The organism is Gluconacetobacter diazotrophicus PA1 5 (assembly GCF_000067045.1).
GTDB classification, from domain to species: Bacteria; Pseudomonadota; Alphaproteobacteria; order Acetobacterales; family Acetobacteraceae; genus Gluconacetobacter; species Gluconacetobacter diazotrophicus.
This window is the reverse complement of the sequence record NC_010125.1, coordinates 218,939-245,308: the sequence shown is the minus strand read 5'-3', so window position 1 is coordinate 245,308 and position 26,370 is coordinate 218,939. Positions and strand designations below refer to the sequence as shown.

Annotated in this window: 28 protein-coding genes; 16 read left to right on the top strand and 12 right to left on the bottom strand. The window is 65.5% G+C overall.

The window, feature by feature from the left end:
* Positions 1 to 22: 22 nt before the first annotated feature.
* Entirely contained in the window at positions 23 to 1,087 is a 1,065-nt protein-coding gene (locus GDI_RS01115; protein ID WP_012222471.1) for an alkene reductase, read from the bottom strand.
* Between the two features lie 103 nt (positions 1,088 to 1,190).
* The gene (locus tag GDI_RS01110) at positions 1,191 to 1,937 is read right to left on the bottom strand and encodes a glucose 1-dehydrogenase (RefSeq protein WP_012222470.1); all 747 of its coding nucleotides are present in this window, start codon (positions 1,935 to 1,937) and stop codon (positions 1,191 to 1,193) included.
* A 144-nt stretch (positions 1,938 to 2,081) separates the two neighbouring features.
* Here GDI_RS01110 and GDI_RS01105 point away from each other — a divergent pair, with 144 nt between their 5' ends.
* From GDI_RS01105 to nhaA, 6 genes are all read left to right on the top strand, one after another.
* On the top strand, positions 2,082 to 2,750 hold the full coding sequence (locus GDI_RS01105; RefSeq protein ID WP_231854179.1) for a TetR/AcrR family transcriptional regulator: 669 nt from the start codon (positions 2,082 to 2,084) through the stop codon (positions 2,748 to 2,750).
* Positions 2,751 to 2,778: 28 nt separating this feature from the next.
* Positions 2,779 to 3,231 carry an NAD(P)-binding domain-containing protein gene (locus tag GDI_RS01100; RefSeq protein ID WP_012222468.1) on the top strand — a complete coding sequence of 151 codons (453 nt, stop codon included), beginning with the start codon at positions 2,779 to 2,781 and terminating at the stop codon, positions 3,229 to 3,231.
* Positions 3,228 to 3,656 (top strand): DOPA 4,5-dioxygenase family protein, encoded by a 429-nt coding sequence (locus GDI_RS01095; RefSeq protein ID WP_012222467.1) that lies wholly within the window; start codon positions 3,228 to 3,230, stop codon positions 3,654 to 3,656. Before GDI_RS01100 ends, GDI_RS01095 begins: the two co-directional genes overlap by 4 nt.
* Before the next feature lie 131 nt (positions 3,657 to 3,787).
* On the top strand, positions 3,788 to 4,027 hold the full coding sequence (locus GDI_RS01090; protein ID WP_012222465.1) for a hypothetical protein: 240 nt from the start codon (positions 3,788 to 3,790) through the stop codon (positions 4,025 to 4,027).
* Between the two features lie 67 nt (positions 4,028 to 4,094).
* A complete protein-coding gene (locus GDI_RS01085; RefSeq protein WP_012222464.1) occupies positions 4,095 to 4,295 on the top strand; it encodes a DUF2905 domain-containing protein in 201 nt (66 codons plus the stop codon).
* A 110-nt stretch (positions 4,296 to 4,405) separates the two neighbouring features.
* Entirely contained in the window at positions 4,406 to 5,593 is a 1,188-nt protein-coding gene (nhaA, locus tag GDI_RS01080) for a Na+/H+ antiporter NhaA (protein WP_012222463.1), read from the top strand.
* 11 nt (positions 5,594 to 5,604) lie between these two features.
* Here the strand turns inward: nhaA and GDI_RS01075 are convergent, their stop codons facing one another.
* Positions 5,605 to 6,174 carry an NADPH-dependent F420 reductase gene (locus GDI_RS01075; protein WP_041249238.1) on the bottom strand — a complete coding sequence of 190 codons (570 nt, stop codon included), beginning with the start codon at positions 6,172 to 6,174 and terminating at the stop codon, positions 5,605 to 5,607.
* A 62-nt stretch (positions 6,175 to 6,236) separates the two neighbouring features.
* On the opposite strand from GDI_RS01075, the gene GDI_RS18770 reads away from it, so the two are divergent.
* Positions 6,237 to 7,283, top strand: a complete 1,047-nt coding sequence (locus GDI_RS18770; protein WP_012222461.1) for an IS481-like element ISGdi9 family transposase — start codon at positions 6,237 to 6,239, stop codon at positions 7,281 to 7,283.
* A 95-nt stretch (positions 7,284 to 7,378) separates the two neighbouring features.
* On the opposite strand, the gene GDI_RS01065 is transcribed toward GDI_RS18770, so the two are convergent.
* Complete coding sequence (locus tag GDI_RS01065; protein ID WP_012222460.1) at positions 7,379 to 8,113, bottom strand: SDR family NAD(P)-dependent oxidoreductase; 735 nt, start codon at positions 8,111 to 8,113, stop codon at positions 7,379 to 7,381.
* A 274-nt stretch (positions 8,114 to 8,387) separates the two neighbouring features.
* Between GDI_RS01065 and GDI_RS01060 the strand changes: the two genes are divergently transcribed.
* Positions 8,388 to 9,269: a LysR family transcriptional regulator gene (locus GDI_RS01060; protein WP_012222459.1), complete on the top strand. Its 882-nt coding sequence runs from the start codon at positions 8,388 to 8,390 to the stop codon at positions 9,267 to 9,269.
* A gap of 42 nt (positions 9,270 to 9,311) precedes the next feature.
* Here the strand turns inward: GDI_RS01060 and GDI_RS01055 are convergent, their stop codons facing one another.
* The 3 genes from GDI_RS01055 to pdxA are packed head-to-tail and all read right to left on the bottom strand — an operon-like array spanning position 9,312 to position 11,370.
* A complete protein-coding gene (locus tag GDI_RS01055) occupies positions 9,312 to 9,674 on the bottom strand; it encodes a cupin domain-containing protein (RefSeq protein WP_012222458.1) in 363 nt (120 codons plus the stop codon).
* A gap of 14 nt (positions 9,675 to 9,688) precedes the next feature.
* The gene (locus GDI_RS01050) at positions 9,689 to 10,369 is read right to left on the bottom strand and encodes a hypothetical protein (protein ID WP_012222457.1); all 681 of its coding nucleotides are present in this window, start codon (positions 10,367 to 10,369) and stop codon (positions 9,689 to 9,691) included.
* The gene (pdxA, locus tag GDI_RS01045; protein ID WP_012222456.1) at positions 10,366 to 11,370 is read right to left on the bottom strand and encodes a 4-hydroxythreonine-4-phosphate dehydrogenase PdxA; all 1,005 of its coding nucleotides are present in this window, start codon (positions 11,368 to 11,370) and stop codon (positions 10,366 to 10,368) included. Before pdxA ends, GDI_RS01050 begins: the two co-directional genes overlap by 4 nt.
* Before the next feature lie 75 nt (positions 11,371 to 11,445).
* On the opposite strand from pdxA, the gene GDI_RS01040 reads away from it, so the two are divergent.
* Complete coding sequence (locus GDI_RS01040) at positions 11,446 to 12,309, top strand: LysR family transcriptional regulator (protein WP_012222455.1); 864 nt, start codon at positions 11,446 to 11,448, stop codon at positions 12,307 to 12,309.
* A 34-nt stretch (positions 12,310 to 12,343) separates the two neighbouring features.
* Here the strand turns inward: GDI_RS01040 and GDI_RS01035 are convergent, their stop codons facing one another.
* Entirely contained in the window at positions 12,344 to 13,261 is a 918-nt protein-coding gene (locus tag GDI_RS01035) for a LysR family transcriptional regulator (RefSeq protein ID WP_012222454.1), read from the bottom strand.
* A gap of 102 nt (positions 13,262 to 13,363) precedes the next feature.
* Between GDI_RS01035 and GDI_RS01030 the strand changes: the two genes are divergently transcribed.
* The 3 genes from GDI_RS01030 (at position 13,364) to GDI_RS01020 (ending at position 15,997) form a co-directional block, all read left to right on the top strand.
* Positions 13,364 to 14,155, top strand: a complete 792-nt coding sequence (locus GDI_RS01030) for an NAD(P)H-dependent oxidoreductase (protein ID WP_012222453.1) — start codon at positions 13,364 to 13,366, stop codon at positions 14,153 to 14,155.
* Between the two features lie 242 nt (positions 14,156 to 14,397).
* On the top strand, positions 14,398 to 15,417 hold the full coding sequence (locus tag GDI_RS01025) for a linear amide C-N hydrolase (RefSeq protein WP_231854178.1): 1,020 nt from the start codon (positions 14,398 to 14,400) through the stop codon (positions 15,415 to 15,417).
* A gap of 136 nt (positions 15,418 to 15,553) precedes the next feature.
* The gene (locus GDI_RS01020; protein ID WP_012222451.1) at positions 15,554 to 15,997 is read left to right on the top strand and encodes a VOC family protein; all 444 of its coding nucleotides are present in this window, start codon (positions 15,554 to 15,556) and stop codon (positions 15,995 to 15,997) included.
* Positions 15,998 to 16,019: 22 nt separating this feature from the next.
* Here the strand turns inward: GDI_RS01020 and GDI_RS01015 are convergent, their stop codons facing one another.
* Genes GDI_RS01015 through GDI_RS01000 form a run of 4 tightly spaced genes read right to left on the bottom strand, consistent with a single transcriptional unit; the run spans position 16,020 to position 20,491 of the window.
* Positions 16,020 to 16,979, bottom strand: a complete 960-nt coding sequence (locus tag GDI_RS01015; RefSeq protein ID WP_012222450.1) for an NAD(P)-dependent oxidoreductase — start codon at positions 16,977 to 16,979, stop codon at positions 16,020 to 16,022.
* A 4-nt stretch (positions 16,980 to 16,983) separates the two neighbouring features.
* Positions 16,984 to 18,321: a CapA family protein gene (locus GDI_RS01010; RefSeq protein WP_012222449.1), complete on the bottom strand. Its 1,338-nt coding sequence runs from the start codon at positions 18,319 to 18,321 to the stop codon at positions 16,984 to 16,986.
* 2 nt (positions 18,322 to 18,323) lie between these two features.
* A complete protein-coding gene (locus GDI_RS01005; protein ID WP_012222448.1) occupies positions 18,324 to 19,589 on the bottom strand; it encodes a Zn-dependent hydrolase in 1,266 nt (421 codons plus the stop codon).
* Positions 19,586 to 20,491 carry a LysR substrate-binding domain-containing protein gene (locus GDI_RS01000; protein WP_012222447.1) on the bottom strand — a complete coding sequence of 302 codons (906 nt, stop codon included), beginning with the start codon at positions 20,489 to 20,491 and terminating at the stop codon, positions 19,586 to 19,588. The genes GDI_RS01005 and GDI_RS01000 overlap by 4 nt, the downstream gene beginning before the upstream one ends.
* A gap of 314 nt (positions 20,492 to 20,805) precedes the next feature.
* Between GDI_RS01000 and GDI_RS00995 the strand changes: the two genes are divergently transcribed.
* The 4 genes from GDI_RS00995 to GDI_RS00980 all read left to right on the top strand — a co-directional run bounded on the left by GDI_RS00995 (position 20,806) and on the right by GDI_RS00980 (position 26,360).
* Positions 20,806 to 23,427, top strand: a complete 2,622-nt coding sequence (locus GDI_RS00995; RefSeq protein WP_041249236.1) for a TonB-dependent receptor plug domain-containing protein — start codon at positions 20,806 to 20,808, stop codon at positions 23,425 to 23,427.
* A 70-nt stretch (positions 23,428 to 23,497) separates the two neighbouring features.
* Entirely contained in the window at positions 23,498 to 24,754 is a 1,257-nt protein-coding gene (locus GDI_RS00990; RefSeq protein WP_012222445.1) for an MFS transporter, read from the top strand.
* Complete coding sequence (gene pxpB / locus GDI_RS00985; protein ID WP_012222444.1) at positions 24,751 to 25,392, top strand: 5-oxoprolinase subunit PxpB; 642 nt, start codon at positions 24,751 to 24,753, stop codon at positions 25,390 to 25,392. The genes GDI_RS00990 and pxpB overlap by 4 nt, the downstream gene beginning before the upstream one ends.
* Positions 25,389 to 26,360 carry a 5-oxoprolinase subunit C family protein gene (locus GDI_RS00980; RefSeq protein WP_012222443.1) on the top strand — a complete coding sequence of 324 codons (972 nt, stop codon included), beginning with the start codon at positions 25,389 to 25,391 and terminating at the stop codon, positions 26,358 to 26,360. Before pxpB ends, GDI_RS00980 begins: the two co-directional genes overlap by 4 nt.
* The last annotated feature ends 10 nt before the right edge of the window (positions 26,361 to 26,370 follow it).

Below are 26,370 nucleotides of genomic sequence, written 5' to 3'. Positions count from 1 at the left end.
GTCCCCTCGGAAAGATCCGCTGTCAGTCACCGGATTCGCCCAGCGTGGGATAGTCCGTATATCCCCGCGCGCCCTCGCCATAGAACGTGGAGGCATCGGGCGGCGTCAGGTCCGCACCGATTTTCAGTCGCTCGGGCAGGTCGGGGTTGGCGATGAAAGTCTTCCCGAAGGCCACCGCGTCGGCCCGGCCCTCTTCGATGGCGGCCTCGGCGGATGCACCGGTGAAGGCCTCGTTGGCGATATAGACGCCACCGAATGCCTTCTTCAGTTGCGGGCCCAGGCTGTCCGGCCCCTCGGCCTCGCGCGCGCAGATGAAGGCGATGCCGCGCCGCCCGAGTTCGGTCGCGACATAGCCGAAAGTGGCCGCCGGATTGCTGTCACCCATGTCGTGCGCGTCGCACCGGGGTGCCAGATGCATGCCCACGCGCCCCGGGCCCCAGACGTCGATGGCGGCGTCGGTCACGTCCAGCATCAGGCGCGCCCGGTTCTCGATCGAGCCGCCGTACCGGTCCGTGCGGTGGTTGGTGGAATCCTGCAGGAACTGGTCGAGCAGATAGCCGTTCGCGCCGTGGATCTCGACGCCATCGAAATTTGCTTCCTTCGCCAGTTCGGCCCCGTGCCGGAAGGCCGTGACGATCCCGGGGATCTCGTGCGTTTCCAGCGCGCGGGGCGTCACGTAAGGGCGTTCGGGGCGGAGCTGGCTGACATGACCCCTGGCCGCGATGGCGCTGGGCGCGACGGGCAGGTCGCCATCGAGGAACACGGGGTCGGAAATCCGGCCCACGTGCCAGAGCTGGAGGAAGATGCGCCCCCCGACCGCATGCACGGCGGACGTGACCTTCTTCCAGCCCTCGACATGCTCGGGCAGCCAGATGCCCGGGACCCCGGCATAGCCGATGCCCTGCGGGGACACCGGCGTCGCTTCCGACAGGATCAGGCCCGCCAGCGACCGCTGGACGTAGTAGGTGGCCATCAGGTCGTTGGGGATATGCGTCTCGCCGGCGCGCTGGCGTGTCAGCGGCGCCATGATGACCCGGTTGGGCAATGTCAGGTCACCGACCCGCAGGGGCGTAAACAGAGAAGCCAATAGTCATCTCCCGGCCAGATATGAAATCCTGAAAAAGCATGCGCCTGCCCTTCCCGCGCTGCAAGCAGGCGCCCGCCCCTGTCGGGGCGATGCTCAGCTCGACTCAGCGCAGGCCGCCGGAGGCGATCAGCGTTTCGCCGGTCAGCCACCGTGCGTCATCGGACGCCAGGAAAACCGCCAGCGGCGCGATATCCTGCACCTGGCCGGTGCGGCCCAGCGGCGTCTGCGCGATGATGGCCTGCTCCATCTCCGAGCCGACGACGTTCGCGGTCTGCGTCCCTTCGGTCTGGACCAGGCCGGGATTGATGGCGTTGACCCGGATCTGCCTCGGCCCCAGTTCGCGCGCCAGCGAACCGGTGATGGCGTCGATCGCGCCCTTGGTCCCGGTATAGACCGCCGAATGGGGCGGGGTGATGCGCGAGACGACCGAACTGATATTGATGATGCTGCCGCCCGCGCCCAGATGGCCGACCGCGGCCTGGGTCGTCAGCAGCGTGCCCAGCACGTTGACGTTGAACTGCCGGTGGAAATGCTCCTCGGTGATCTCCTCGATCGCGCCGAATTCATAGACGCCGGAATTGTTGACCAGAATGTCCAGACGGCCGAACTGGCCGATCGCGGCGTCGACCAGGCCCTGGGCGTCGGCCTTGCGCGAGACGTCGCCCTGCACCGCCACGGCCTTGCCGCCCGCGTCCGTGATCGCCGCGACGACCGTATCGGCCCCCGACCTGCTGGAGGCATAATTGACGACGACCGCGGCGCCTTCGGCCGCCAGCGCCTTGGCGATGCCCGCGCCGATCCCCTTGGAGGCGCCGGTGACGATCGCGACTTTTCCTGAAAGCTTGCTCATGGTGCTGGACCTGTCTGCTCGGGCGGGAACGACGCGCGTTCCTCATGCCCGGATTGCGGAAACGAAAGGCTTACAATTTGGAGTGACTGCTCCAAGATACGGGATATGAGGGGCGCGAGTCCGCGTTCAAGGATTTATGGAGCGATGACACCAAAAAAAATCGACGGTGAACGGCGTGGCCGCGGCCGGCCGCAATCCTTCGACCGGGACCAGGCCCTGTGCGCGGCCATGCGCCTGTTCTGGGATCGTGGCTATGAAGGCACCAGCTTCGACGAACTGACGGCGGCGATGGGGATCAGCCCGTCGAGTTTCTACAACGCCTTCGGCAGCAAGGAGCAGTTGTACCAGGAGGCGACCGAGGCGTACCTGACCGCCTCGCGCGCGTGGTTCCTGGACATCCTGCAACAGGACGCCGACACGCGGACCGTTTTCCGGCACCTGATGGAAGCGGCAGCGACCGAGTTCACGCGCGAGGACCTGCCGGCGGGGTGCATGATCTCGGTGTCCGGTACCCAGTGCGCGCCCGGCCAGGCCCGCCTGCGCGACCTGATGGCCCGCCAGCGCGCGCTGTCCGAGGCCGCGATGGCCGACCGCCTGCGCCAGGGCGTGGCGGATGGCGACATGCCGGCGGATACGGATGCCGCGGGGCTGGCGGCCTTCTTCAGTTCGCTGGCACGCGGGATGGCGGTGCAGGCGCGCGACGGTGCGTCGCGGGACAGACTGCTGGACATCGCACGGATCGGCATGCAGGCCTGGCCCACGCGACAGGACACGGTCCCTTGTCCCACCCGTGACGCGTTCATAACTCCATAGGGCAGACGATCAGCCAACGGGGACGCACATGAAGATCGGCATTATCGGCGCCGGCCACATTGGCGGCGCACTGACCCGGCGCCTGACGGCGCTGGGCCATACCGTTCTGGTCGCCAATTCCCGGGGCCCGGAAACGTTGCGCGACCTGGCGGCGGAAACCGGGGCGACCGCCGTGACGCCGCGCCAGGCGGTGACGGGCGTCGACGCGATCGTGGTGACGATCCCGGAGAAGAATATCCCGGATCTGCCGCACGACCTGTTCACGAACGTGCCCCGCGCGGTGCCGGTCATCGATACCGGGAATTATTACCCGCAACAGCGGGACGGCAGGATCGCGGCGATCGAGGCCGGCGGCCTGGACGAATCCTGGCGGCAGCAGCCTGGCACGCCGGTCTATGCCGCTGATCTGGACGCGGCGGGCGTAAGGCGGGCGCTGTCCGCGGCACGGTCCGAACGCACCGCGCAATGGAAAGCCCGATGACGCCGGTGCCCGAGCCGATCCGGCAGATCGGGACGATCGGCAGCTATCATGCCCATGTCTATTTCGACGGCCCGGACGGGCGCGCGGCCGCCGAGCACCTGCGCGCCGCCATCGCCGACCGCTTCGCCGTGCGGCTGGGGCGCTGGCATGAGGTACCGATCGGCCCGCACACGCTGCCGATGTATCAGATCGCCTTCGACACGGCGCTGTTCGCGACGCTGGTGCCATGGCTGATGCTCAATCACCAGGACCTGAGCATCCTGATCCATCCGAACACCCGGTTCCCACGCCGCGACCATCTCCGCGATGGCATCTGGCTGGGTCAACCCCGCGCCCTGCTGGGCTCGCGGCTGCCGGAAGACGCGGCCGAGGCGGATGGCGCCGGCACTCCCGATACAACGCCAGGCGGGGCGACGCCGATCTGAGCATGGGCAATGGCGATGCCACTGGCCGGCCTGCGCGCATCGCTGCCCCGCGTTCGCGGCCCTGTAATCCGCGTGCCCGCGCCCCCATGTCTGAAACTGGAAATCCATGACCGGAACAGGACGGAATCGACATGACCGACAGGCTTCCCCATGAAACCAGCAGCTTGCACGCCCTCGCCGAACGGGCGGTCAAGGAGCCCAAGCTGCTGACGAAGGCCGAGGTGACGGAACTGGCGGATTTCGTGCTCAAGGGCGGCGAACATGCCTCGGAGCAGGAACGCGAGATCGCGAAGAAGGCGCGGCACAATCCCGAGGGGATGGAGAAATCCGACATCGCAGCACTCGCCCGCCAGATTCTGGAGCGGATATAGGAGCGCGAGCATGACCACGCATCATGAGCCCTCCGCCGCCGCTCTCGCCCAGCGCTGACGGAGCGGTATGTCCAGACCCCTGATCACCCTTGGTATTGTCCTGGTGCTCGCCGGCCTGCTGTGGCCTGTCCTGTCACGGCTGCCGCTCGGGCGGCTGCCGGGCGACATCGTGATCCAGAGGCCGAATTTCACCTTCTACGCGCCGATCGCGACCTGCATCGTGATCAGCGCGGTTCTTTCCCTGATCTTCTGGCTGGTCCGGCGATAGGCGGGACAAGCCCCGGCTTCCGCTTCCTGCGTTCAGGAAGGCCGTCGTCAGGAAGGCAGGCGCAGGGCTGTCGGCTTGTATGGCCGACCTGAATCATTCAACAGAGATGAATGGCTGAATCAGTTGCTGCGCGCGTTGCCTCTCTCCGACGTTTCCTGGGCTCTCCCTCCGGTGGGGCATGCGTCCTGCTGCTCGCGTCCCTTGCAGGCTTTGTCCTGGCAAACTCGCCGTGGGCGGCGGGTTATACCGCCCTTACGACAACGCCCCTGACGCTTTCCGTCCTTGGGAAACGGGGACCGGACACGATCGACGCATGGGTCTCCGACGGGTTCATGACCCTGTTTTTCCTGGTGGTCATTCTCGAAATCAAGACCGAAATCGTCACGGGCCACCTCTCGTCACCACGGCGCGTCGCCCTTCCGCTGATCGGCGCGCTGGGCGGAATGATCGTACCGGCCCTGACATACCTGCTGGTGACATGCGGACATCCGGAAGCGACGCGCGGCTGGGCCATCCCCGTCGCGACCGATGCAGCGTTCACGTTGCCGATCATTCTGGCTCTTGGTCGGCATGTCTCGGCCGGAGCCAGGGCCTGGCTGATGGCGCTCGCGATCTTCGATGATGTGCTGGGCATCGTCGTCATCGCCGTGTTTTACGGGAATGCCCTGTACTGGCCGGCACTGGCGGCGGCCGTGGTTGTCACGGCGGCGCTGATCGGGGCAAACAGGATCGGAATCAGGACAGTGTGGGGTTACGCCACCGGCTGCATCCTGCTGTGGATCGCTCTTCTGGGGTCCGGCCTGCATCCGACCCTTGCCGGGGTCATAACCGGTCTGTGCCTGCCCGCAACGGCCCTGGGACGGAACGTCGGACAGGCGACACCTCTCGACAGAGCGGCATCCGCACTGACACCTGTCGTCACATGGGTAATTCTGCCGCTTTTCGGCTTCATGAACGTGGGTGTCTCACTCAGGGGTATCCATCCCGACATGATGGTGGACGCTGTTCCATTGGGGATCATGTCGGGACTGCTCATCGGCAAACCTGTCGGCGTCTTCAGCGCGACACTGCTTTCGACCCGGCTGAGGATCGCCACGCTTCCGGCAGAAACGTCGATGGGAAAGGTGTTTGGCCTTTCGCTCCTGTGCGGCATCGGATTTACGATCAGCCTGTTTATCGCGAACCTGTCATTTCCCGACTCTGGTCTTGTAATCCCTGCCAAGATGGGAATCTTCGCCGGCTCGGTCCTCTCCGCCCTGGCGGGATGGCTCTGGCTGCGTTTCTCGCCTGAGCAATGATCGCAGATCGATTACTGCGCCGTCTTGAACACATCCTGGAAAATGAGCGGTCCCCAAACGCGGCCGCGTGCATGCACCAGCGCGCCACCTTCATAAAGTTTTCCCAGAGTGACGGGTGCGAACCCGAGTTGTCTGGCCAGGGCCGCCACGGGAGCGGTCGCGTCCGCGTCGTCGCTCGATAGAAAGACGACCCGGTGGCCGCCCTCGACGACCGGATCGGTCGCCAGGGTGGCGGCAATCAGATGATTGAACGCTTTCACGAACCTGGCGCCGGCGAACGCCTTCGCGGCGAAGGCGGAGGACAGGAGGCCATCCATCTCCTCGAGGGGAGCCAGCGAGTTCATCGCGTCGATGACCGTCTTGCCTTTCCAGTCCGGCAGGGCCCTCGCGACCTCGGGGTGCTGCTCGAACGGGACGGCCAGGATGATCATGTCGGCTTCGAGCGCATCCCGCAGCGACCTGGCGACGACCGTGGGACCGATTGCCCGGGCCTGCGGCGCCAATGCTTCGGGCGGCCGACGGCTCGCGACGGTCACGTCGATGTTCCTGCGGGCGAAGGCGTGGGCAAGGGCCTGGCCTATCCTACGTGTTTGGTCCCGGGATTTGGTGGTGCATTATTTTCACATGAGTGGAAGGATGCGCTATGGGCCAGGTTCACCACGGAAGCGCCACGACGACAGCGGCAGTCCGTCGAGCGATACAACATAGTCAAGAGAGCCTGAGGGTTCTGGCGAAACGCTACGGGATCAACCCGAAGACGGTCGCCAAATGGAAGGGGCGGACCGATACGTCGGATCGACGCACCGGTCCGAAGGTCGCATCCTCAACCATCCTGTCGACCGAAGAAGAAGCGATCGTTGTGGCCTTCCGTCGCCATACCCTGCTGCCTCTTGATGATTGCCTTTATGCGCTTCAGGCGACGATCCCGCATCTGACGCGATCTTCCCTGCACCGTTGTTTTCAGCGCCATGGGATCAGCCGCCTGCCCGAGACCGAAGGCGACAAACCGAAACGGTCGAAGTTCAAGAGTTGTCCGATCGGCTATTTTCACATCGACATTGCTGAAGTCCGCACTGAAATGGGGCGCCTTTATCTTCTGGTGGCGATCGACCGGACCTCGAAATTCGCTTTTGTCCAATTGCACGAGAAAGCGACACGTCGCGTTGCCGGTGACTTCCTGCGTGCTCTGGCCGCTGCGGTTCCCTACCGCATCCATACCGTGCTGACCGATAACGGCACGCATTTTACCGATCCGGCCGGCAATGGATGGACACCCGAAGACATCAAGGCCATGCGGGCGGATGGTGTCCTGTTCCGGTGCCACTCTTTTGAACTGGCCTGTGCTGATCTCGATATCGAGCATCGACTGACAAAGCCGCGACATCCCTGGACGAATGGCCAGGTCGAGAGGATGAACCGCACGATCAAGGACGCCACCGTCAAGCGCTTCTACTACGAAACACATGACCAGTTGCGTCAACACCTCGCCGACTTCGTTACCGCCTACAATTTCGCCCGCAGGCTCAAGACCCTGCGCGGCCTCACTCCATATGAATTCATTTGTCAGCAGTGGGAAAAAGAACCATCACGGTTCATACATAATCCGCACCACCAAATCCCGGGACAAAACACCTACCGAATCCTACAATCGCGTAGCGCATTGTGCTTTTCCGATCCATGTTCATATTGATGCTGCGGACAGGCCGACCGTGCAGCGCGGAAGTCGTTCCACCATGGACACGCCCGTCCCCGCCGGTCGGCCGCTTTCCGCGATCCGGCGCGCGTTCAGATGGCCGAGAAGCCGCCATCGACAGACAGTTCCACCCCGTTCACGAAGCTGGAATCGTCCGAAGCCAGAAACAGCGCGGCTGCCGCGATTTCCTCGGGACGACCCATCGTTCCCCGCGGGATCAGGGATTCGAACATCCGCTTCGCGTCCTCGGTCAGAACCTGGTCCTGCATCGGTGTGGCGATCGGCCCCGGGTGCAGCACGTTCACCCGGATGTTCCGGCCCTTCAGTTCGTTGAGCCACCCGCGTGCGAAGGCGTGCAGCGTCGCCTTGCTCGCCGCATACACGCTGTAACCGGGGAAACCTTTGATCGACGCAACCGACCCGGTCATGAAGATCGACCCGCCGTCGTTGAACAGCGGCAACGCCTTCTGGACCGTGAACAGCGTGCCGCGCGCATTCAGGTTGAAGGTTGTATCGAAATGCTGCTCGGTAATCTCGCCCAGCGGCGCGGCTTCGCCCGTGCCGGCGCTTGCATACAGCACGTCGATCCTGCCCTTTTCCCGCCTGACCGTATCGAACAGGCGGTCGAGGTCGTCGAGATTGGCCGCATCGCCGCGCACGCCGGTCACGTTCCGGCCGATCAGCCTGACGGCCTCGTCCAGCACCTCCTGCCTCCGGCCCGTGATGAACACATAGGCGCCTTCTTCAACGAACCGCCTGGCGCTCGCCAGCGCCATGCCGCTCGATCCGCCTGTGATGACTGCAACCTTGCCTTCGAGCTTTCCCATGACTTTTCCTTTCAGGCCCGTCTTCGATCGTTCGGGGAAGTCCCCGAGACCCTCGACATAGGTCTGCCGGCGTCAGGCGTTGAGTGCGGAAGCGCGCACATCGGTGGTGCGAAATCGATCCGGCCGGACGATTGACGTCGGTCGGACGATCGGTAGTCGCCGCTTGAAAGCCGAGGCAAATTCGTCGCTAACCGCTATGATGACGGCGCGTCATGTCGCACGATGTGGCGGATATGGGTTTTGGAAGGCGCACCGTGCGGTGCCGGAGTGCACCATGATCGATTGGGACGATGTTCGCTACTTCCTGGCCGTCGCGCGCGGTGGCTCGGTGCGGGCTGCCGCCGGGCATCTGGGGGTAAACCATTCAACCGTGTTGCGGCGGATCGCTCAGCTTGAAGAGAGGCTCGGGACGCACATGTTCGAAAAGCTGCCTGCGGGCTATCGCCTGACGGCGGCGGGCGAGGAGATCCTCGAGTTCGCGAACCAGATGGAAGCGTCGTCGCACCAACTGGAAACGCGCGTTTTCGGTCGCGACCAGAGCGTGCGCGGGCTTTTGCGCGTGACGCTGCCTCCGTTCCTCGCGACACATCTGCTGATGCCGGATCTTGCTGATTTTTCCCGCATGAATCCGGATATCGAGATGGAGATCCTGCCGACCGGCGCGGTCGCGAACCTGACGAACCGGGAAGCCGACGTTGCGATCCGTATCGTGCTGGACCGGGAAACACTGCCGCCCAATCTTCACGGCCTGCCAGGCCCCGAATTGTCCAGCGGCATCTATATGGCACGCGATCGCCTGACCGCGTGGCGTGCCGGTGTTGCCGATCCTGTCCGCTGGATCGTCATAAACACTGATGGACTTCCGGGTTGGGCCCGCGAAGGAGAGATTCACACGACAGGGGCTCCGTTCAGGACGCCGGACGCTGAAACGCAGATCGTCGCAACGCGGCAAGGGATCGGGATGACGAAACTGCCGTGCTTCGTCGGCGATGCCGACCCGCTGCTGGTCAGGGTGCCGGGCACCGAGCTGCACGGGCATGGAACGCTCTGGCTTCTCACGCAGGGGGAGACACGCAAGACGAAGCGCGTGCGGCTCTTCACTGAATTCATATCCCGCCGGCTCGCCGCGTACGCTCCGCTTCTCGGCAGCGAATGATGGAGCGAAGACGGCTTTGAACGCGTGTAGGTGTCGGCCCGGCTATATCCGGGAAGGCGCCCGCACGGTGCGGTCGTTGGTCACATTGCCGGTGTTGAGGGTCGTGTTCGGTTCCAGCAGGACGACATGGCATTCATCGCCCAGGGCCTCGGGACAATGCTCCACACCATGCGGCACGATGATGAATTCCCCGGCTTCGATGTCGATGTCACGGTCCCGGAAATGCATGCGCAAGGTCCCGGAGACGACCAGGAACAGTTCGTCCTCATGCTCGTGATGATGCCAGTCGAACACGCCCTTGAATTTCGCCAGCTTGATCTGGGCCGTGTTGATGTCACCGGCCACACGGGGGCTCCAGTAGTCGGAAAATGTCGCGAAGGCCTGGGCCAGGTTTATCTTTTCCATTGGGCGGTTCTCCATCAGGACGAGAATAAAATGGTCTGGATATGGCCGATCTGTCCCGCCAGATCGGGCGATGCCGGAAAGGCGCCGTCGAATGCCGCCGTGCCGACCGTGAAACCGGCGGCCCCTGCCGAGGCGGCGGCCCGAATCCGTTCCGCCCGATCGAGCGAGCCGGCGACGATGACGGGCTTGTCCGCCACGGCTTCGCAGACCCGTCGCATCAGGTTCGGCACCTCCCCCGCGAACCGATAGGCCAGCAGATCCAGCCCATGCACACCCGGCCGGGAGGCGAGATCGACGGCGCTGCGCACGATTTCGGCCTCGGTTCCCTCAAGGATGCTGGGATGCCCGGTGATTCGGCCGGGAAAGGGGTAATAGCGGATCGTCGTGCCGTCCAGCAGCGGCAACACGTCATCGACATGCGTGCCGCCCAGCAGGTAATCGACGCCCAGGGCGATGCCGGCCCGCACCGAGCGCAGCTCGCTCTCGCGATCGAGCGAGACGACTTCCAGATAGATCTTCGCCCCCGCCTGCCGGATCGTGCGTGCAAGAACCTGGAGCGCCGCGAAGGGCAGGCCGATATCCTTGAACCCGATATGGCGGACCCCCGCGGCTCGGGCGGTCTGCACCAGATCGGCCGCATTCTCCACCGTCCGGTCATGGCGGGTCAGCATGAAGATGAAATCGGGTCGGATCATGTCGCGGCTCCGGTGAGGCGAAGGGCGTAATCGAAAGCCGTCTCCAGGCTGGACGGATCGGCAACGCCGCGTCCCGCGATATCGAAGGCGGTGCCGTGGTCGGGGCTGGTGCGGATGAAGGGCAGGCCGAGCGTGATGTTCACGCCCTGCGCCAGGCCCATATATTTCACCGGAATCAGCCCCTGGTCGTGATATTGCGCCACCACGACATCGAAGCGCCTCTGCCGCGCCTGCATGAACACCGTGTCGCCGGGCCACGGGCCGGACGCATCGATGCCCTCGCTCCGCGCCTGTGCGATGGCGGGCGCGATGATGCGGGTTTCCTCCTCGCCGAACAGGCCGCCTTCCCCGGCATGGGGATTGAGGCCCGCCACGGCGACGCGCGGGCATTCGACGCCCAGCGCGCGTGCGCCCGCGTGGGCGAGGCGGATCGCCGCCATCTGTGCGGATTGATCGGCGCGGCGGATCGCGTCCCGCAGCGAACAATGGATGGTCACCAGCACGACGCGGATATCCTCGTTCGCCAGCATCATGGCGACACGCGCGCCGCCGGCCTGTTCGGCGAGGATTTCCGTATGGCCGGGGTACGGCAATCCGGCGGCGGCGAGCGCTTCCTTGTGGATCGGCGCGGTGACGATGCCCCGGATCGCGCCATCCCTGGCCAACCGTATGGCGGTGCGGATTGCCGCATAGGCGGCGCGGCCGCTTTCGGCGCTGACACGGCCTATGGGCGGCAGGGCCACGCATTCCGATGACGCCAGGACGTTCAGCACCCCGTCATCGAACCGGGCTTCGGCCGGCGTCGCGATGCGGCGCATCCGCGCCGCCGGATCGCGCGCGGCCAGGGCGTGGCGCATCACCAGCGGATCACCGACCACGATCCAGCATCGTTGCGCCGGCCGCCGCAGGAACATCCGGGCCGCGATCTCCGGCCCGATCCCGGCGGGATCGCCCATCGTGACGGCCAGCGGCCGGGTGTGGCAGGAGGAGGGTGCGGTCATGATGGTGAGAATAGCGGAACGGTTCCGGAGGAAAATCGATATGAACTGACCTGTTCCGGTGATAAAAACTGACCAATGAAGCGATCCGACATCCCGTCGCTGGACGATCTGCGCGCCTTCGCGGCGGTAGTGCGCCTGGGCTCGGTCCGGCCGGCGGCCATGGAACTGGCCCTGACGCATGGGGCGGTCAGCCGCCGGGTGTCCAAGCTGCCCGCCGAACTGAAACTGCGATTGCTGGAACCGGACGGGCGCGGCGTGCGGCCGACCCGGGACGGCGAGCGGCTTGCCCGCGCGGCGAGCGACGCGCTGGGCGGGATCGCGGCGGCGCTGGCCGAGATCAGGTCGCCCTCCACCGCGCCGCCGATCGTGCTGTCCTGCGAGCGGTCGCTGGCGATGCGCTGGCTGATCCCGCGCCTGTCGGACTTCCAGGACCGGCATCCCGGCATCGACGTGCATCTTTCGACCGGTGGCGGGGCGCTGGATTTCGCGCGGGAACGGATTACGCTGGCGATCCGGCGCCTCGATTTCCCGCTCGATCCCGACTGGGCCGTCACCACGCTCGTGCCGGAAACGGTCGGGCCGGTCATGCGGCCCGACATGGCGGAGCGGTTCCGCAGGGGCGACTACCTGGCGCTGGGATCGCGCACCCGGCCCGAGGCATGGAGGCACTGGCTGGCCTCCCGGCCCGACAGTGCGGCGCCCCGCGATACACGCCTGTTCGACCATCATTTCATGATGCTGGAAGCCGCCGCCAGCGGCCTGGGTGTCGCCCTGTCACCCCGGATCATCGCGGCGGACGATGTCGCGACCGGTCGATTGCTGGCGCCGGCCGGATTCGATGCGGACGGAACGTCCTACGGGCTGATCCGGCCCAGGGGGATGGACGTGACGGAACAGGTCGAGGCGCTGGAACAATGGATCGTGCAGCAGGCGGGATAATTCGCGCCCTACTGGTATCTGATCCGGCCCGCCGTCACCGCCCGATGCCGGGTATTTTCGCGATTTCGCTGCCGAGAAAATCGGCGCAGAGACGCACCCGCGTCAGGCTCGCCCGTTCCGGTGCGATCAGCATGCTCAGGGGAGCCGGAGGAAGCCTGTAGTTCGGCAGCACGAGGTCCAGCCGGCCGTCCTGTAGGCAGTCCTCCACCAGCCACCGATGCGCCGGGCCGAAACCGCGCCCCGCCAGGAAAGCCTCTCGCGCCGCGAGTCCATGATCGACATTCAGGCGACCGTGGAACGGAACGACGTGATGCTTGCCCTTCGGAGCCTGGAGGACCAGCCGGTCGGAACCGTGAACCCGGGAGAGGCGGACGCCTTCCCGATCGCGCAGATCCTCGGGCCGCTTCAGTGGGCCGTTGCGATGCAGCCAGTCCGGCGCGGCCACCAGCACGCGCTGGCTTTCACCCAGCGCCCGCAGCTTCATCGAACTATCGGTCAGCGGCCCGAGGCGGATGGCGATGTCGACGCCCTCGCGCACCAGGTCGACACGTTCGTCGGTCAGGCTGAATTCCACCCGTATCCCGGGATTCTGGTCCTGGAAGGCAAAGATCAGCCGGCTGACATGCAGGACGCCGAGCGCCGCGGTGCAGGAGATGCGGACCGTGCCCGCTGTTGCCTGGCGTGTCTGCCGCATTTCCTGGCTGGCCTGTTCGACCAGGCACAGGATGTTCAGGCATTGCGCGTAATAGCGCGTGCCCTCTTCGGTCAGCGCCGTGCGGCGGGTGGTGCGGGTGAGCAGCGAGACACCCAGCGCCTCTTCAAGCTCGCGCAGATGGCGGGTGATCGTGGATTGGCCTGCGCCGGTTTCCCGGGCGACCGCCGCGAGATTGCCGCGTTCGGCAATGCGGACGAACGTCCGCATCCGGTCGAGCGAGACATGCGATTGTTCCATTTTCCGGCACTGTCCCTTCCGCTCAGGCCATATGGGAAGACAATAGCCTATCCCCTATCCTCGGAAAGTCGCCCATTCTTTCCGCCTGCATGAGGAAGCCCCATGAATGTCCTGATCGTCTTCGCCCACCCGGAAAGACACTCGCTCAACGGCGCCCTGCTCGACGTCGCCGTCGCCGAACTGGCGGCCCAGGGACATGAGGTGCGGGTGTCGGACCTCTATGCCATGCATTGGAAGGCCGCAGTCGACAAGGACGATTTTCCTGCCCTGTCGTCGGACGGACCGCTGAAGGTCTGGAAAGCGTCCCATGACGGGTTCGCGGCGGATGCGCTGACGCCGGATGTGAAGGCGGAACAGGAGAAGCTGCTGTGGGCCGATATGGTCATTCTGCAGTTCCCGTTATGGTGGTTCGCCATGCCGGCCATTCTCAAGGGCTGGGTGGACCGCGTCTATGCCTCCGGCTTCGCCTATGGGGTGGGCGAACACAGCGACCGGCGCTGGGGCGACCGGTATGGCGAAGGGGTCATGGCCGGCAAGCGTGCGATGCTGATGGTCACGGCCGGAGGGTGGCCGGAACATTATTCGGATCGCGGGATCAACGGCCCGATCGACGATCTGCTGTTCCCGATCAACCATGGAATCCTTTTCTATCCCGGTTTCACCGTCCTGCCGCCCTTCGTGGCCTATCGTGTCGATCGGATGGACGAGCCGAAATTCACGATTCTGGCGGACCAAGTGCGCGAGCGGATGAAGACACTGGAGACGATCGCACCGATTCCCTACCGCAAGCAGAATGACGGCGACTACCAGATCCCGACCATGGAACTGCTGCCGGAACTGGCACCGCCGGGTGCGCGCGGCTTCGAAGTGCATCTCGCGCCTGAACGCGACTGACGTCGCGGGCATGACTCCATTGCCGGATCGCGACCTGTATCGTGACCAGCGTTCGAGATGCGGCTTATCCCGCCGTGGGACGGCTCTAGAAAGGCGCGAGTCCCCGCTACGTATCGGGCCGATTTGACTTCCTCGAAAATCACGCCGCATGGTATTGCTGTGACCTGCCGGTATAATTGAGTGGAATAAAGCCCATGATGCCGAAGAAGCGTTCTTTCGCGACTGCGTGCGCGGCCATGGTCATGTCGACGAACCTTCTGGGCCACCCGGCGGCCGACGCCTGCACGCGCCTCGTCTATCATGGCGCGCATGACGAGGTCATCACGGCACGTTCCATGGACTGGAAGACCGATGTCGGAACCAACCTCTGGGTCTTCCCCCGCGGCATGAAGCGTTCGGGGGAAGCGGGGCCGAACTCGGTCCGATGGACGTCGAAATACGGCAGCGTCATTGCCTCGGGCTATGACATTTCCACCACCGACGGCATGAACGAAGCAGGACTTGTCGCCAACGTGCTGTGGCTGGTCGAATCGTCCTATCCGAAATATGACGGCAGGACCCCAGGCCTGTCGCTCGCGGCCTGGGCGCAATATGTGCTGGATAATTTCGCCACCGTGCAGGAAGCGGTCGATGCGCTGGCAAGGCAGCCCTTCACGATCGTCACCGCCACCGTACCGGGTGAAGGCAGGCTCGCCACCCTGCACCTCTCGCTCTCGGATGCGTCCGGCGACAGCGCAATCATCGAATATATCGACGGCAAGCAGGTCATCCACCACAGCCGCGCCTATCAGGTGATGACCAACTCCCCGACCTTCGAAAAGCAGCTCGCGCTGAACGAATACTGGACGCAGATCGGCGGCACCGTCATGCTGCCCGGCACCAATCGCGCCTCGGACCGGTTTGCACGCGCTGCCTTCTATGTGAACGCGATCCCGAAGACCGAAAGTCCGGTCGATGCCATCGCCAGCGTCTTCAGCGTGATCCGCAATGTCTCCGTTCCCTTTGGAATCACCACGCCCGATCAGCCCAATATCTCCTCGACGCGCTGGCGCACGGTCGCCGACCAGAAGCGCAAGCTCTATTTCTTCGAATCGGCACTCACGCCCAACGTCTTCTGGGTCGACCTGAAGAAACTGGATTTCTCGGAAGGAACCGGGAAGGTGATGAAACTCGATCTCGGCCCCGATCAGACGCATATCTATTCCGGCATGGCCAACGACCGGTTCGTTGAAACCAGGCCTTTCAGGTTCCTCGGGCTCTGAGCGCGGCACGGCACAGGTGCCCCGTCCGGTTAGATCGAATATTTTATGTCTGACCAAGGAAATATATCGTTTTCCATCCCATATGACACCGCGTTATCGTCCGTGCCTGGTCCGCCGTGAACAAGGATAGATCGACATGAACACCATCGCGACAGGCACCGGCGCCATCCCGCCCTTCCATCTTGCCTTTCCCGTCCGCGACATCGCGGAGGCCCGCGCGTTCTATGGGGAGCTTCTGGGCTGCCCGGAGGGCAGGAGCGCGCCCGACTGGGTCGATTTCGATTTTTACGGTCATCAGATCGTCGCGCACCTGGCGCCGGCCGAACTGACGCCGGCGCAACGCAACGAGGTCGACGACCATGCCGTGCCCGTACGGCATTTCGGCATCGTGCTGCCGATGCCGGCCTGGAATGACATGGCGGACAAGCTGCGCGCGGCCGGCACCGCCTTCATCGTGGAGCCCTATATCCGCTTCAAGGGACAGCCGGGCGAGCAGGCCACCATGTTCTTCCTGGACCCCAGCGGCAACGCGATCGAAATCAAGGCATTTGCCGATATCGGGCAGCTTTTCGCCAAATAGTCCCTGGCGGCATCGGCGCCGATCAGGCGCCGGACGCTTGCACGCGGTGCGCCGGCGCCCGCCCCGCCAGCGCATCGACGACCTGCCGGGCGCAGAGCATCGCGGTGCGGCGCAAGGCCTCGTCCGTCGCACCGCCCAGATGGGGCGTCAGGACCAGGCCGGGTGCCGATAGCACCGGGTCATGCGCGGGCGGGGGTTCTTGCGCCAGAACGTCCAGCGCCGCCCCGGCCAGCGTTCCGGCCCGCAGGGCCGCGACCAGGGCGGCACCGTCGATCGCGGTGCCACGGCTGGTATTGACCAGCAGCGCACCCGGCTTCAGCAGGGCCAGGGCAGCGGCGTCGATCGGGGCGGCCCCCGCAGCGTCCGCCGGCCGATGCAGGGAGACGACGTCCGCGCTGCGCAGCAGCGCCTCCACCCCGTCCGCGCGCATGACGCCGGCCTGCGCGAAGATCGCGTCCGGTACGTTGGGGGACCAGGCCATCACCCGCATGCCGAAACCCGCCCCCGCCATCACCGCCACATGCCGCGCGATCGCGCCGAAACCGATCAGGCCAAGGGTCTTGCCGGCGAGTTCGATCCCGCCGGCCGCATAGCGGAAGTCCCACTGCCCGTCGCGAACGGCGCGGTCGGCGACGGGAATGCGCCGCGCGGCGGCCAGGATCAGCCCCATGGTCAGTTCCGCGACCGAGCGGCTGTTCGTATTCGGCGCGTTGGTCACCCAGATCCCCCGTGCCGCCGCTGCGGCAACCGCGATCCTGTTGGTGCCCGAGCCGTGACAGGCGATCAGACGCAGGTTGGGCGCGGCACGGATGGCGGCTTCATCGAATCCGAGATCGCGGGTGATGACGGCCTCGGCATCGCCGATTTCGGCCGCTGCCACCTCCATCGTCGCGCGGCTGGCATAGCACGTGGCGATGCCCGCGCCGTTCAGATGCGCTACCGCGTCGGGGTGGATCGGCTGGGTGATGAAACAGGTGGCCACGACGTCAGGCGTCCATTCCGGCGGCCGCGGGCACAAGGGGAAGCCGGATCGACCCGTCCGCGATCGTCAGTTCGGTGCCGAAGGGGCGGGACAGGGCCGCAAAGGCCTCGAGAATACGCGTGGCCTCGGCCCCCTGGGCCAGCATCGGCGTCCCGCGACGATGGGCCGACCGTCCCAGCCCCAGCGACACCGGATGGATGTCGATCCCCGACAGCGTGCCCCCCTCGTAGGCGCAGACCGGTACCACGCTGTCCCAGAAGCGCTGGTCCGCGGGGAAACCCTTGCGGTCGTTTTCGCTGCGCCCCTTGTAGAGGCGATGCGGCGTGACGTCGGACGAGCAGCGATAGGCGGCGTAGGAATCCATCGGCAGGCGTGCGACGAGTTCGTTCTGGCCGATGAAATTGCCCAGGCCGTGAAAGATCGGGCGGCCGCGATACAGTTCCAGCCCGCGCAACAGATGCGGGCCGTGACAGACGACGACATCCGCCCCCGCATCCACCGCCGCGTGCGTGAAGGCACGCAGGAAATCGTCGGGAATTTCGACATCGGGGATGCCGTCGGCATTATATCCGCTTTCATGCGCATGCACGCTGACGATCACGACGTCCGACACCAGCCGCGCTTCGCCGATCCAGCGCGCGATGTCCGCGACATCCGCCGCGTCGGCCTCCGTACGGGTGCGGACCGTGTCGGACGCGGCGAAGCATACGCCGTCGAAGGACAACGTGCCGGGCGCGGGCGGAAATGCGAATCCCAGCCGGATCTTTTCGTCCAGCACATGCCGAAGGCCCAGCCGCTCGTAGATCCGGGTCAGATCGGCCAGGTCGTCCGCCGTCACGTGATGCGTGCGCTTGAAATGCAGCGGATTGACACCTGGGCGGCCCGGCATCAGCGCCGTCTGTGCCGCTGCCTCCTGCCCCCGGGCAAAGGTGGACACGCAGGACAGCAGGGCGACCGTGCCGGCCGGCCGGGTGCAATAGACCGGTCGCCGCGCCTCTTCCAGGTTCGCACCGATCCCGGCATGGAGCAGGTCACGCCGGTCGAGCGCCGCCAGCATGGCCCGCAGGCCCGCGACACCGTAATCGAGACTGTGATTGGTCGCGGCCGCGAACAGGTCGAACCCGGCGTCGCGCAGTTCGTCCAGCACCCAGGACGGCGCGCCGAAATGCGTGCCACCATGGTCCAGGGACGGGTCCCCCATGAAATCGTTCGATACCAGCTCAAGGTTCGTGAAACTGACGTCACAGCTCCGGATCAGGTCGAACAGCGGCCGGATTTCGGCATCCTGCGTGCTGTTCAGGCGCCGAAAGAGAATCGAATCACCGGTCAGGCCGATCTTCATCATCATCCTTGCTCCGCATGCCGGTACAGCAGCCGTTCGAGCAGCCGCGTCGCCAGGGCGAAATCCTCGAATTCCATGGCCTCGTAGGGGTTGTGGCTGCCGTTGGCGTTCCGGACGAACAGCATCACCGTGGGTACGCCCTGCCCGGCGAAGATCGCGGCATCATGCCCGGCACCACTGGGCAGCGTCACCGCCGGGATACCGGCCTTTCGCGCCAGGGCGACGGCTTCGGCCTGCAGCGTCGCGTCCATTGCGGCCGGCGCGCTCTGCGTGCGGGCGCCGAGATCGATCTGGACACCATACTCGTCCTCGACAGCCCGGGTGTGCGCCAGCAGGGCCGCCTCCATACGCTCGAGCAGGCCATGATCGCGCGAGCGGATATCGATACTGAGATCGACCCGTCCGGCAACGGCGCTGAAATTCGCCTGGGCGGCATCCGTATGACAGACGCCGAAGGTCAGCGTCATCTCGCCGCCTTCGGCTTCGACCTTGCGCCACTCGGCCTGCATCACCGTCATCAGCGTCGCCGCCGCCATGACCGCGTCGGCGCGGAACGCACGCGGCGTTGCGCCGGAATGGGCATAGCGCCCGTGGATGGTCGCCGCGCGATAGCGCACGCTGCCACAGATGCCCGTCACGATGCCGACCGGCACGCCGGCCGCCGGCAGGACCGGCCCCTGTTCGATATGCAGTTCGACGAAACACGCCAGGTCGGACGGCCGCAGCACCGGCGCGGTACGGATGCAATCGGGCTGCCCGCCCGAGGCGCGCATGTGATCGGCCAGGGTCTGTCCATCGTCACGGCGAACCGCCGCCAGCGCGCTGTCCTCGAGCAGTCCGAAGGCGCTCTTGCTGCCGATATACGAGACCGGGAACCACACGCTTTCCTCGGCCCGGGTGACGATCAGGACCACGTCGCGCGCCGGCACGTATCCTGCGTCCACCCAGCCGCACAGGCAGGAAAAGCCCGCCAGCACGCCGGCCGCGCCATCGTAATTGCCGCCGCAAGGCACGGTGTCGAGATGCGATCCGGTCATCACCGCCGGCAATGTCCGGTCGCGGCCCGGCAGGGTGATGAACAGGTTGCCGGCCCAATCGCGGCGCACCAGCAGGCCGCGTGCCCGCGCCATGTCCGCCAGCAGCGCATGCGCCTGGTTTTCGCCGTCGCCGTACGACGCACGGGTCATTCCCAGCCCGTCGAAGCCGATCGTGTGCAGACGGGCGAATAACGCGCGTGCGTCGTCCAGCGCGGGTGGCATGACGGTCATGGAGCCTGCTCCCCGGCCCGTGCGTCGGACGGAAGCTCGTCCCCCGGGCAGGCCTGCACCAGATGGGCGATCAGGGCGTCCAGGGCGGGAGAGGTCCAGCTCAGCATCGTCAGCACCCCGATCTCGCGCAGGATCGTGTGTTCCCCCAGCGGGACCACACGGATATTCGGCATGGCGCGCACAGCCAGGATGTACGGAACGATGGCAACGCCCATGTCACTGGCGACCATCTGCAGGATGGCATGGACTTCCTCCGTCTCGATCGCCGTGTTCGGTACGATGCCCTGCGCCTGCAGGAAGCGATCGACGGTCCGGCCGCCGAACGACCGGCGGTCGTATCGGATGAAGGGCTGGCTGATGATGATCTGCCGCCAGTCGTCCGGCGGCAGGTGCGCCGGAACGACCAGTACAAAATGCTGCCTGACCAGCGGATGCCAGCCCAGATGCGGCATCAGCCCGAAAGGCGGCCGCACGATGATGACGGCATCGAGCTCGCCGGCATCCAGGCGATCCATCAGCCCCATCGACACGCCCGGCACGATATGAAGGGTAAGCGCGGGATAATTCACCCTGAGACTGGCCACCGCCGGGGCCAGAATCGTCGTATGGGTGGTGGAAATGGCCCCGACACGCAGCCGTCCATGCACGACGATATCGGCGGCGGGGTCCCGCATCTTGTCGAACAGGGCGAGAATGTTCTCGGCATGGCCAAGGGACAGGTGCCCGGCCGCACTGAGGGTCACCGATCGCCCGGTGCGCTCGAACAGGGCATGGCCCAGTTCCTGCTCCAGCCGCCTGATCTGCGCGCTGACGGCGGATTGCGTCAGCCCGACGCGCTCCGCGGCGGCGGCAAAACTTCCCAGCCGGGCGGCTGCGGAAAACGTGCGGAGTTCCGAGATCATGGGACAACCATCAATTATTTTGTCTCTGACATCAATAATAATGCGATATTTTTGTCTCTCAGTTTCGTTCTACATTTTATACAAAGAGAGGGTCAAGGAGATTGCGCATGCCCGGCCATGGCGGCCCTTACCGATTTTCCTTATTAAATCATAAATTTCCGAAGACCTGTTATCTGCGTCCGCAAAAAAAGTTTCCCCGGGCCATAAAAATCTTGAAGAGCCATTTAGTTTCGTGCTCGTTATGTGTGTGATTTAGATATGTTCGCAGATCATTGCGGGCAGTCTGCCGCCTACACATTTAGGAGGCCGTGACGATGCCAAAGCATTCCGGGGCGAAGACTTTTCTTCTCGGCAGCGCCGCGATGGGCGCGCTTCTGCTGCAGGGCGCCTTCGGCCCCGCCTATGCAGCCACGACATCGCCCGATCCGTCCGAGGTGACACAGCCCCGCAAGCCCGCGCGGCACAAGCCCGCCCCCGCCACGCATGGCGCCCCCGCGCAGGGCGCCACGCAGCGGCAGGCCGCCGATAAAGCCGCGGCCAGCAGCGCGCTGAAGACGTCGTCCGAGGATATTACCGTCAGCGGCACGGCCGCGCCCGGCAACAATGTGCTTTCGACCTCGACACGACGCCACAGCACGACGCAGGTGACGGTCATCAGCGCATCGGACCTCAAGGCCACGGGCCAGACCAACCTGATCCAGGCATTGTCGCAGATGATGCCATCCGTTTCGGCGCCCCCGCTGCCGGGCGTGGGCAACAATGCGTTCGTACAGACGATGCAGTTGCGCGGCCTGTCCGCCGACCAGACGCTGATTCTGGTCAACGGGCACCGCCGGCATCTGGGCGCCAATTTCAATGCGAACGCCGGACCGAACTGGGGCACGGAACCCGCCGATATCTCCCTGATTCCGGTGGGCGCGGTGGACCATATCGAAGTCATTACGGAAGGGGCGACCGCGCTCTACGGCCAGGATGCTATTGCGGGCGCGGTCAATATCGTCCTGAAGGAAGATACGCAGGGCCTGTCGGCCAATTTCAAGAACAGCGGCTATTACGCGGGTGACGGACAGGCCCTGGACGGTTCGATCACCAAGGGGTTCGCGATCGGCCGCCACGGCGGTTACCTCGACCTCTCCGCCCAGATCACCCATCAATTGCCGACCTCGCGCACGGGCGACTACATCAACCCCGCGACGTATCCCAACGACCTGTATTATGCGCTGCCCGGCGGCCAGGTCGATCCGCGCGCCGCGGCGCTGGGCCGCAACATCCAGCGCATCCTGGGCATCCCGAAGCAGACGCGCGAGTCGATTTCCGCCAATATGGGCATTCCCATTACCGACAGCATCAAGTTCTATTCGACCGACACCTATGGTCACCGACGCGTCAACGCGGCCGAGAATTTCCGGTCCGCGGCGGACGACCTGACCGTCAACGCAATCTGGCCGAACGGCATGCAGCCCTATCTCGACCTGGAGGAAAACGATTTCGAGGTCGATAACGGCTTCAAGGGCACGACGGCCGGATTCAACTGGGACACCTATGTCAATTATGGCCGCGACATCCAGCGCTACTGGATGCAGGACACCGACAATCCCACCTATGGCGTGAACAGCCCGACGAAATTCGATACCGGTTCGGCCGTGACCAGCCAGTTGACGGCCGGCTTCAGGGCGTCACACGCGCTCCGCCTGGGCTTCCTGCCCAAGCTGGCCAATGTGGAATTCGGCGCGGAATATCGTCGCGACATGTTCGCCATGGGGCCGGGCGTCTACGAATCCTATGGCGACGGCGGCGTTCCGATCCTGGAAGGGCCGAACGCCGGCAAGACCGCCAATCCGGGGTCGGCCGACCACGCGGGCAATCCCCCGCTGGCCGTCACCAACCAGAACCGCGACGTCTATGACGGGCACGTCAATCTGGATTTCTACGTCCTGCCGCGTTGGGAATGGACGTTGGGCGGCCGCGCGACCAGCTATAACAACCTGGCCACCGTGACGACCGGGTCGGTCGGCACGCGCTATAATTTCTCCGACCGGTTCGCGCTGCGGGCCAGCATCAACACCGGCTATCGCCCCCCCACGCTCGGTCAGGAATATTATTTCTACTCGGCGCCTTTCGCGACCTATTCGATCGACCAGCTTCCCAGCAACAGCGCGCCGGCCCGCGCCCTCGGCGCCCACGCGCTGAAGGGCGAGTATTCCCGCAGCTACAGCGTCGGCGTCGATGCGACACCGGTCGACAACTGGCATGTGACGGGAAATCTCTATTACATCGCAATCAACGACCGCCTGGCGAGCACCACGACACTGGGCGGCGCGGGTGTGGGCGCATTGCTGGCCAGTGCCGGCCTGGGCAATGTAACCTATGCCTCGTACTATACGAATCCGGTCAATACGGCGACCTACGGCGGCGATATCGCAACCGACTACTCCCTTCCTACCAGGCGGCTGGGGACGTTCCGTTTCGCGTTCAGCGTCAGCCTGACCGACAACGAGATCCGCAGTTCCAATGCCGTGCCCCAGGTTCTTCAGAGCATGAATCTGGCCTATTTCAATCAATATGCCCGGACCGTCCTGCTGCATTCGGCGCCCAAGAACCGCGAGAACCTGAGCATGAACTGGAGCCGGGGCAGATGGTCGGCCTTCGTTCAGGAATCGCGCTACGGCTCTCTGATCTATGCGGCGACACCCAGCCTGCCGACCAATCTGTGGCTTGTCCAGCGGCCCGCCTTCATCACCAACATCGAAGTTTCCTACAGGGTCCTGCCGCAATGGACCGTCGCGGTCGGCGCCAACAACCTCGGCGACAAATATCCCACGCGCCTGAACCCGAAATCGATCGCCACGTCCTTCAACGCCTATAAATATTCGTTCTTTTCGCCCTACGGCTTCAACGGTGGAATGTACTATGTGCGAACGGGCCTGAATTTCTGACCGGCCGCGCTCATCCCCCCGGTCGGATTTTCAGTTAGGCCCCCACACGCAGTTTACAGGATAGCGCCCCTTGCTGAATATCGTCCGCCCCGATGTCGTGACACCGCGTCCTTTCCGCTACGTGATCTATGCGCTGGCGGTTGCGATGTGCGTCATCTGCTATGGGGACCGGGCGGCGCTTTCGGTCGGAATGCCGTCGATCGCCCATGAATTCGGCCTGACGCCGGGCGAAATCGGCTGGGTGCTGTCCAGCTTTCTCTGGTCCTATTTCATCCTGAACCTGCCCAGCGCGATCCTGCTGGACAGGCTGGGTGCGCGCACCGTCGGCGCCCTGGCGGTGGCGCTGTGGTCGATGGCCATGATCCTGGGCAGCATGGCCGCCACCATTCCGGCCTTCATCGCCACACGCGTGCTGCTGGGAATTGGCGAGGCACCGACCTTCTCCCTGGGCAACAAGGTGGTGCGGGCCTGGGCCCCCCCCACCGAGCGCGGCCTGATGATGACGGCCTTTATCTGCGGCATTCCGATCGGCCTGGCATCCGGCGCCGCGGCGGGCGCATGGCTGATCGCGCGTTTCGGCTGGCGGCCCGCCTTCGGCATCCTGGGGGCGGGCGGCCTGCTGTGGTCGGTGGCGTGGTGGCTCGCCCATCCCGCGCAGGTGGAACGGACCCGGACGATGCGGCACGGGATCCTGTCCGTGCCGACATTGTTCGCCTCGTCCTCGTTCTGGGGGGTCGTCATTGCCCAATGCTGCGCCAATTACGCGAACTTCCTGCTGATGTCGTGGCTGCCGCTGGTGCTGCGGCAGGTGCTGCACCTGGACATGGTGCAGGCAGGGACCGACACCGCCTATTGCTATTGCGGGGCCGCGGTCCTGTCGCTTGCCGCGGGCAAGGCCGGCGAACGGCTGATGGCCGGGCGGCCGCTGGTCCGTGGCGCGCGCCGCCATGTCGTGGCCGTCTTCCTGGTCCTGGCCGCGCTGATGGGATTGCTGCCGTTCTGCACCACCGCCGGCACGATCATTCCCCTGCTGGCCGTGTCCATGGCCTTCATGGCTGCGGGTACGGGGGCCAACATGGCGCTGCTGGCCGATCTGGTCGTGGAGCACGACCTGCTGGGATCGGTCACCGGCCTGACATTGACCTTCAGCAACGGCCTGGGAATCGCCGCCCCCATCATGACGGGCTACCTGCTGCAGGCCACGGGCAATTTCCACGGCGTCTTCTACATCACCGCCGGCATCATCCTGTGCGGCGCGGCGGCGGCGCTGACGATGCCGCGCCGCATGATCCATGCCCGGCCCGTCGCGCGGGGCGCGGCAGGATGATCCGCCTGAGCATGGCCGGCACCGGCGCCATCCTGCTGGACGCCGCAGCAGGCCCGTTCGACGCCGCGACGCAGCGCCGGATCTGGGCGGCGGCGCGCGCCCTGGCCGGCCAGCCGTCGGTCGTGCAGGCGGTGCCGGGGGTCAACAACCTGCTGGTCACGTTCGATGCGCTCCGCACCGAACCCGATGCGGTCGAAGACCTGATCCGCCGGACCTGGGCCGCCGCCGCCGCCGAGGAGATCCCGGCGCGCGAGATCGAAATTCCCGTCACCTATGGCGGCGCCTTCGGCGAGGACCTGGCCCTGGTGGCGGCGCATGCCGGCCTGTCGGAGGAGGAGACCATCGCCGCGCATCTGGCCGGGCGCTACAGCGTGGCCGCCATCGGGGCGATGGCGGGCTTTGCCTACATGACCGGGCTGGATTCGCGCCTGGCCGTGCCGCGTCGCGACACGCCCCGGCTGAGCGTGGAGCGCGGGGCCGTGGTGGTGGGCGGGGGCCACGCGGGCGTCATGCCCTGCACCGCGCCCTCCGGCTGGCACATCATCGGGCGGACGACCCTGCCGCTGTTCGACCCGCACCGCCCGGATCCGGGCGTCCTGCGCATTGGCGACACCGTACGCTTCACGAGGGTCGCATGATCGAAATCCTTGCCAATTCGGCGCTGAACACCATTCAGGACCGGGGCCGTCCCCGGGCCATGACCCTGGGTGTCGCGCGGGGCGGGGCAATGGACATACTGGCCCTGGCCTGCGGCAACATGATGCTGGGCAACGAGCCGGACGCGGCGGGAATCGAGATCGCCTTCTTCCCGTTCCGTCTTCGTTTCCTGGATGATCGCGCCTTCGCCGTCACCGGCGCGCGCGGTCCCGTCCGGCTGGACGGTATCGACCTGCCGCCCGACTGGGCCATGATCGCGCGGGCCGGGCAGACGCTGCAATGCGACGCCCCGACCACGGGATGCCGCACCTATCTGACCATCGCGGGCGGGATCGACGTGCCCCTGGTGCTGGGCGCCCGTGCCACCGACCTGAAGGGCGGGTTCGGCGGGCTGGAGGGGCGCGCGCTGCAAAAGGGCGACCGGCTGCCCTGCGGCGTACCCGCGACGCCCGGCGTGCCGCCGCACGGCTACGGCCTGGCGGTCCGATGCCCCATGCCCGACGCCGACGCCACCCGCGTGCGCGTGCTGCCCGCCGCCGAATATGACGATTTTACCGCCGAGGCGCGGCATGCGTTCTTCCAGACCGCCTGGCGGCTGACGCCGAGCGCCAACCGCATGGGCTATCGTCTGGAGGGCACACCGTTGGCCCAGCAACGGCCGCTGAACCTGTTTTCGCACGGGATCGTGCCCGGAACGGTCCAGGTGCCACCTGCCGGACAGCCGATCGTCCAGATGGCCGACGCCAACACCTGCGGCGGGTATCCGAAGATCGCCACCATCATCGAATCCGACCTGCGCCTGCTGGCCCAGACCCGCGTGAACGGCAGCATCCGCTTCGTCGAGACCACGCGCACGGACGCCGTCGCCGCGCTGCGGGCCGAGGCCCGGGACCAGGCGCGCCGCGCGGACGCGTTCGCCGATCTGCGCCGCATGCTGATGCCGGCATGATTCCACAGGA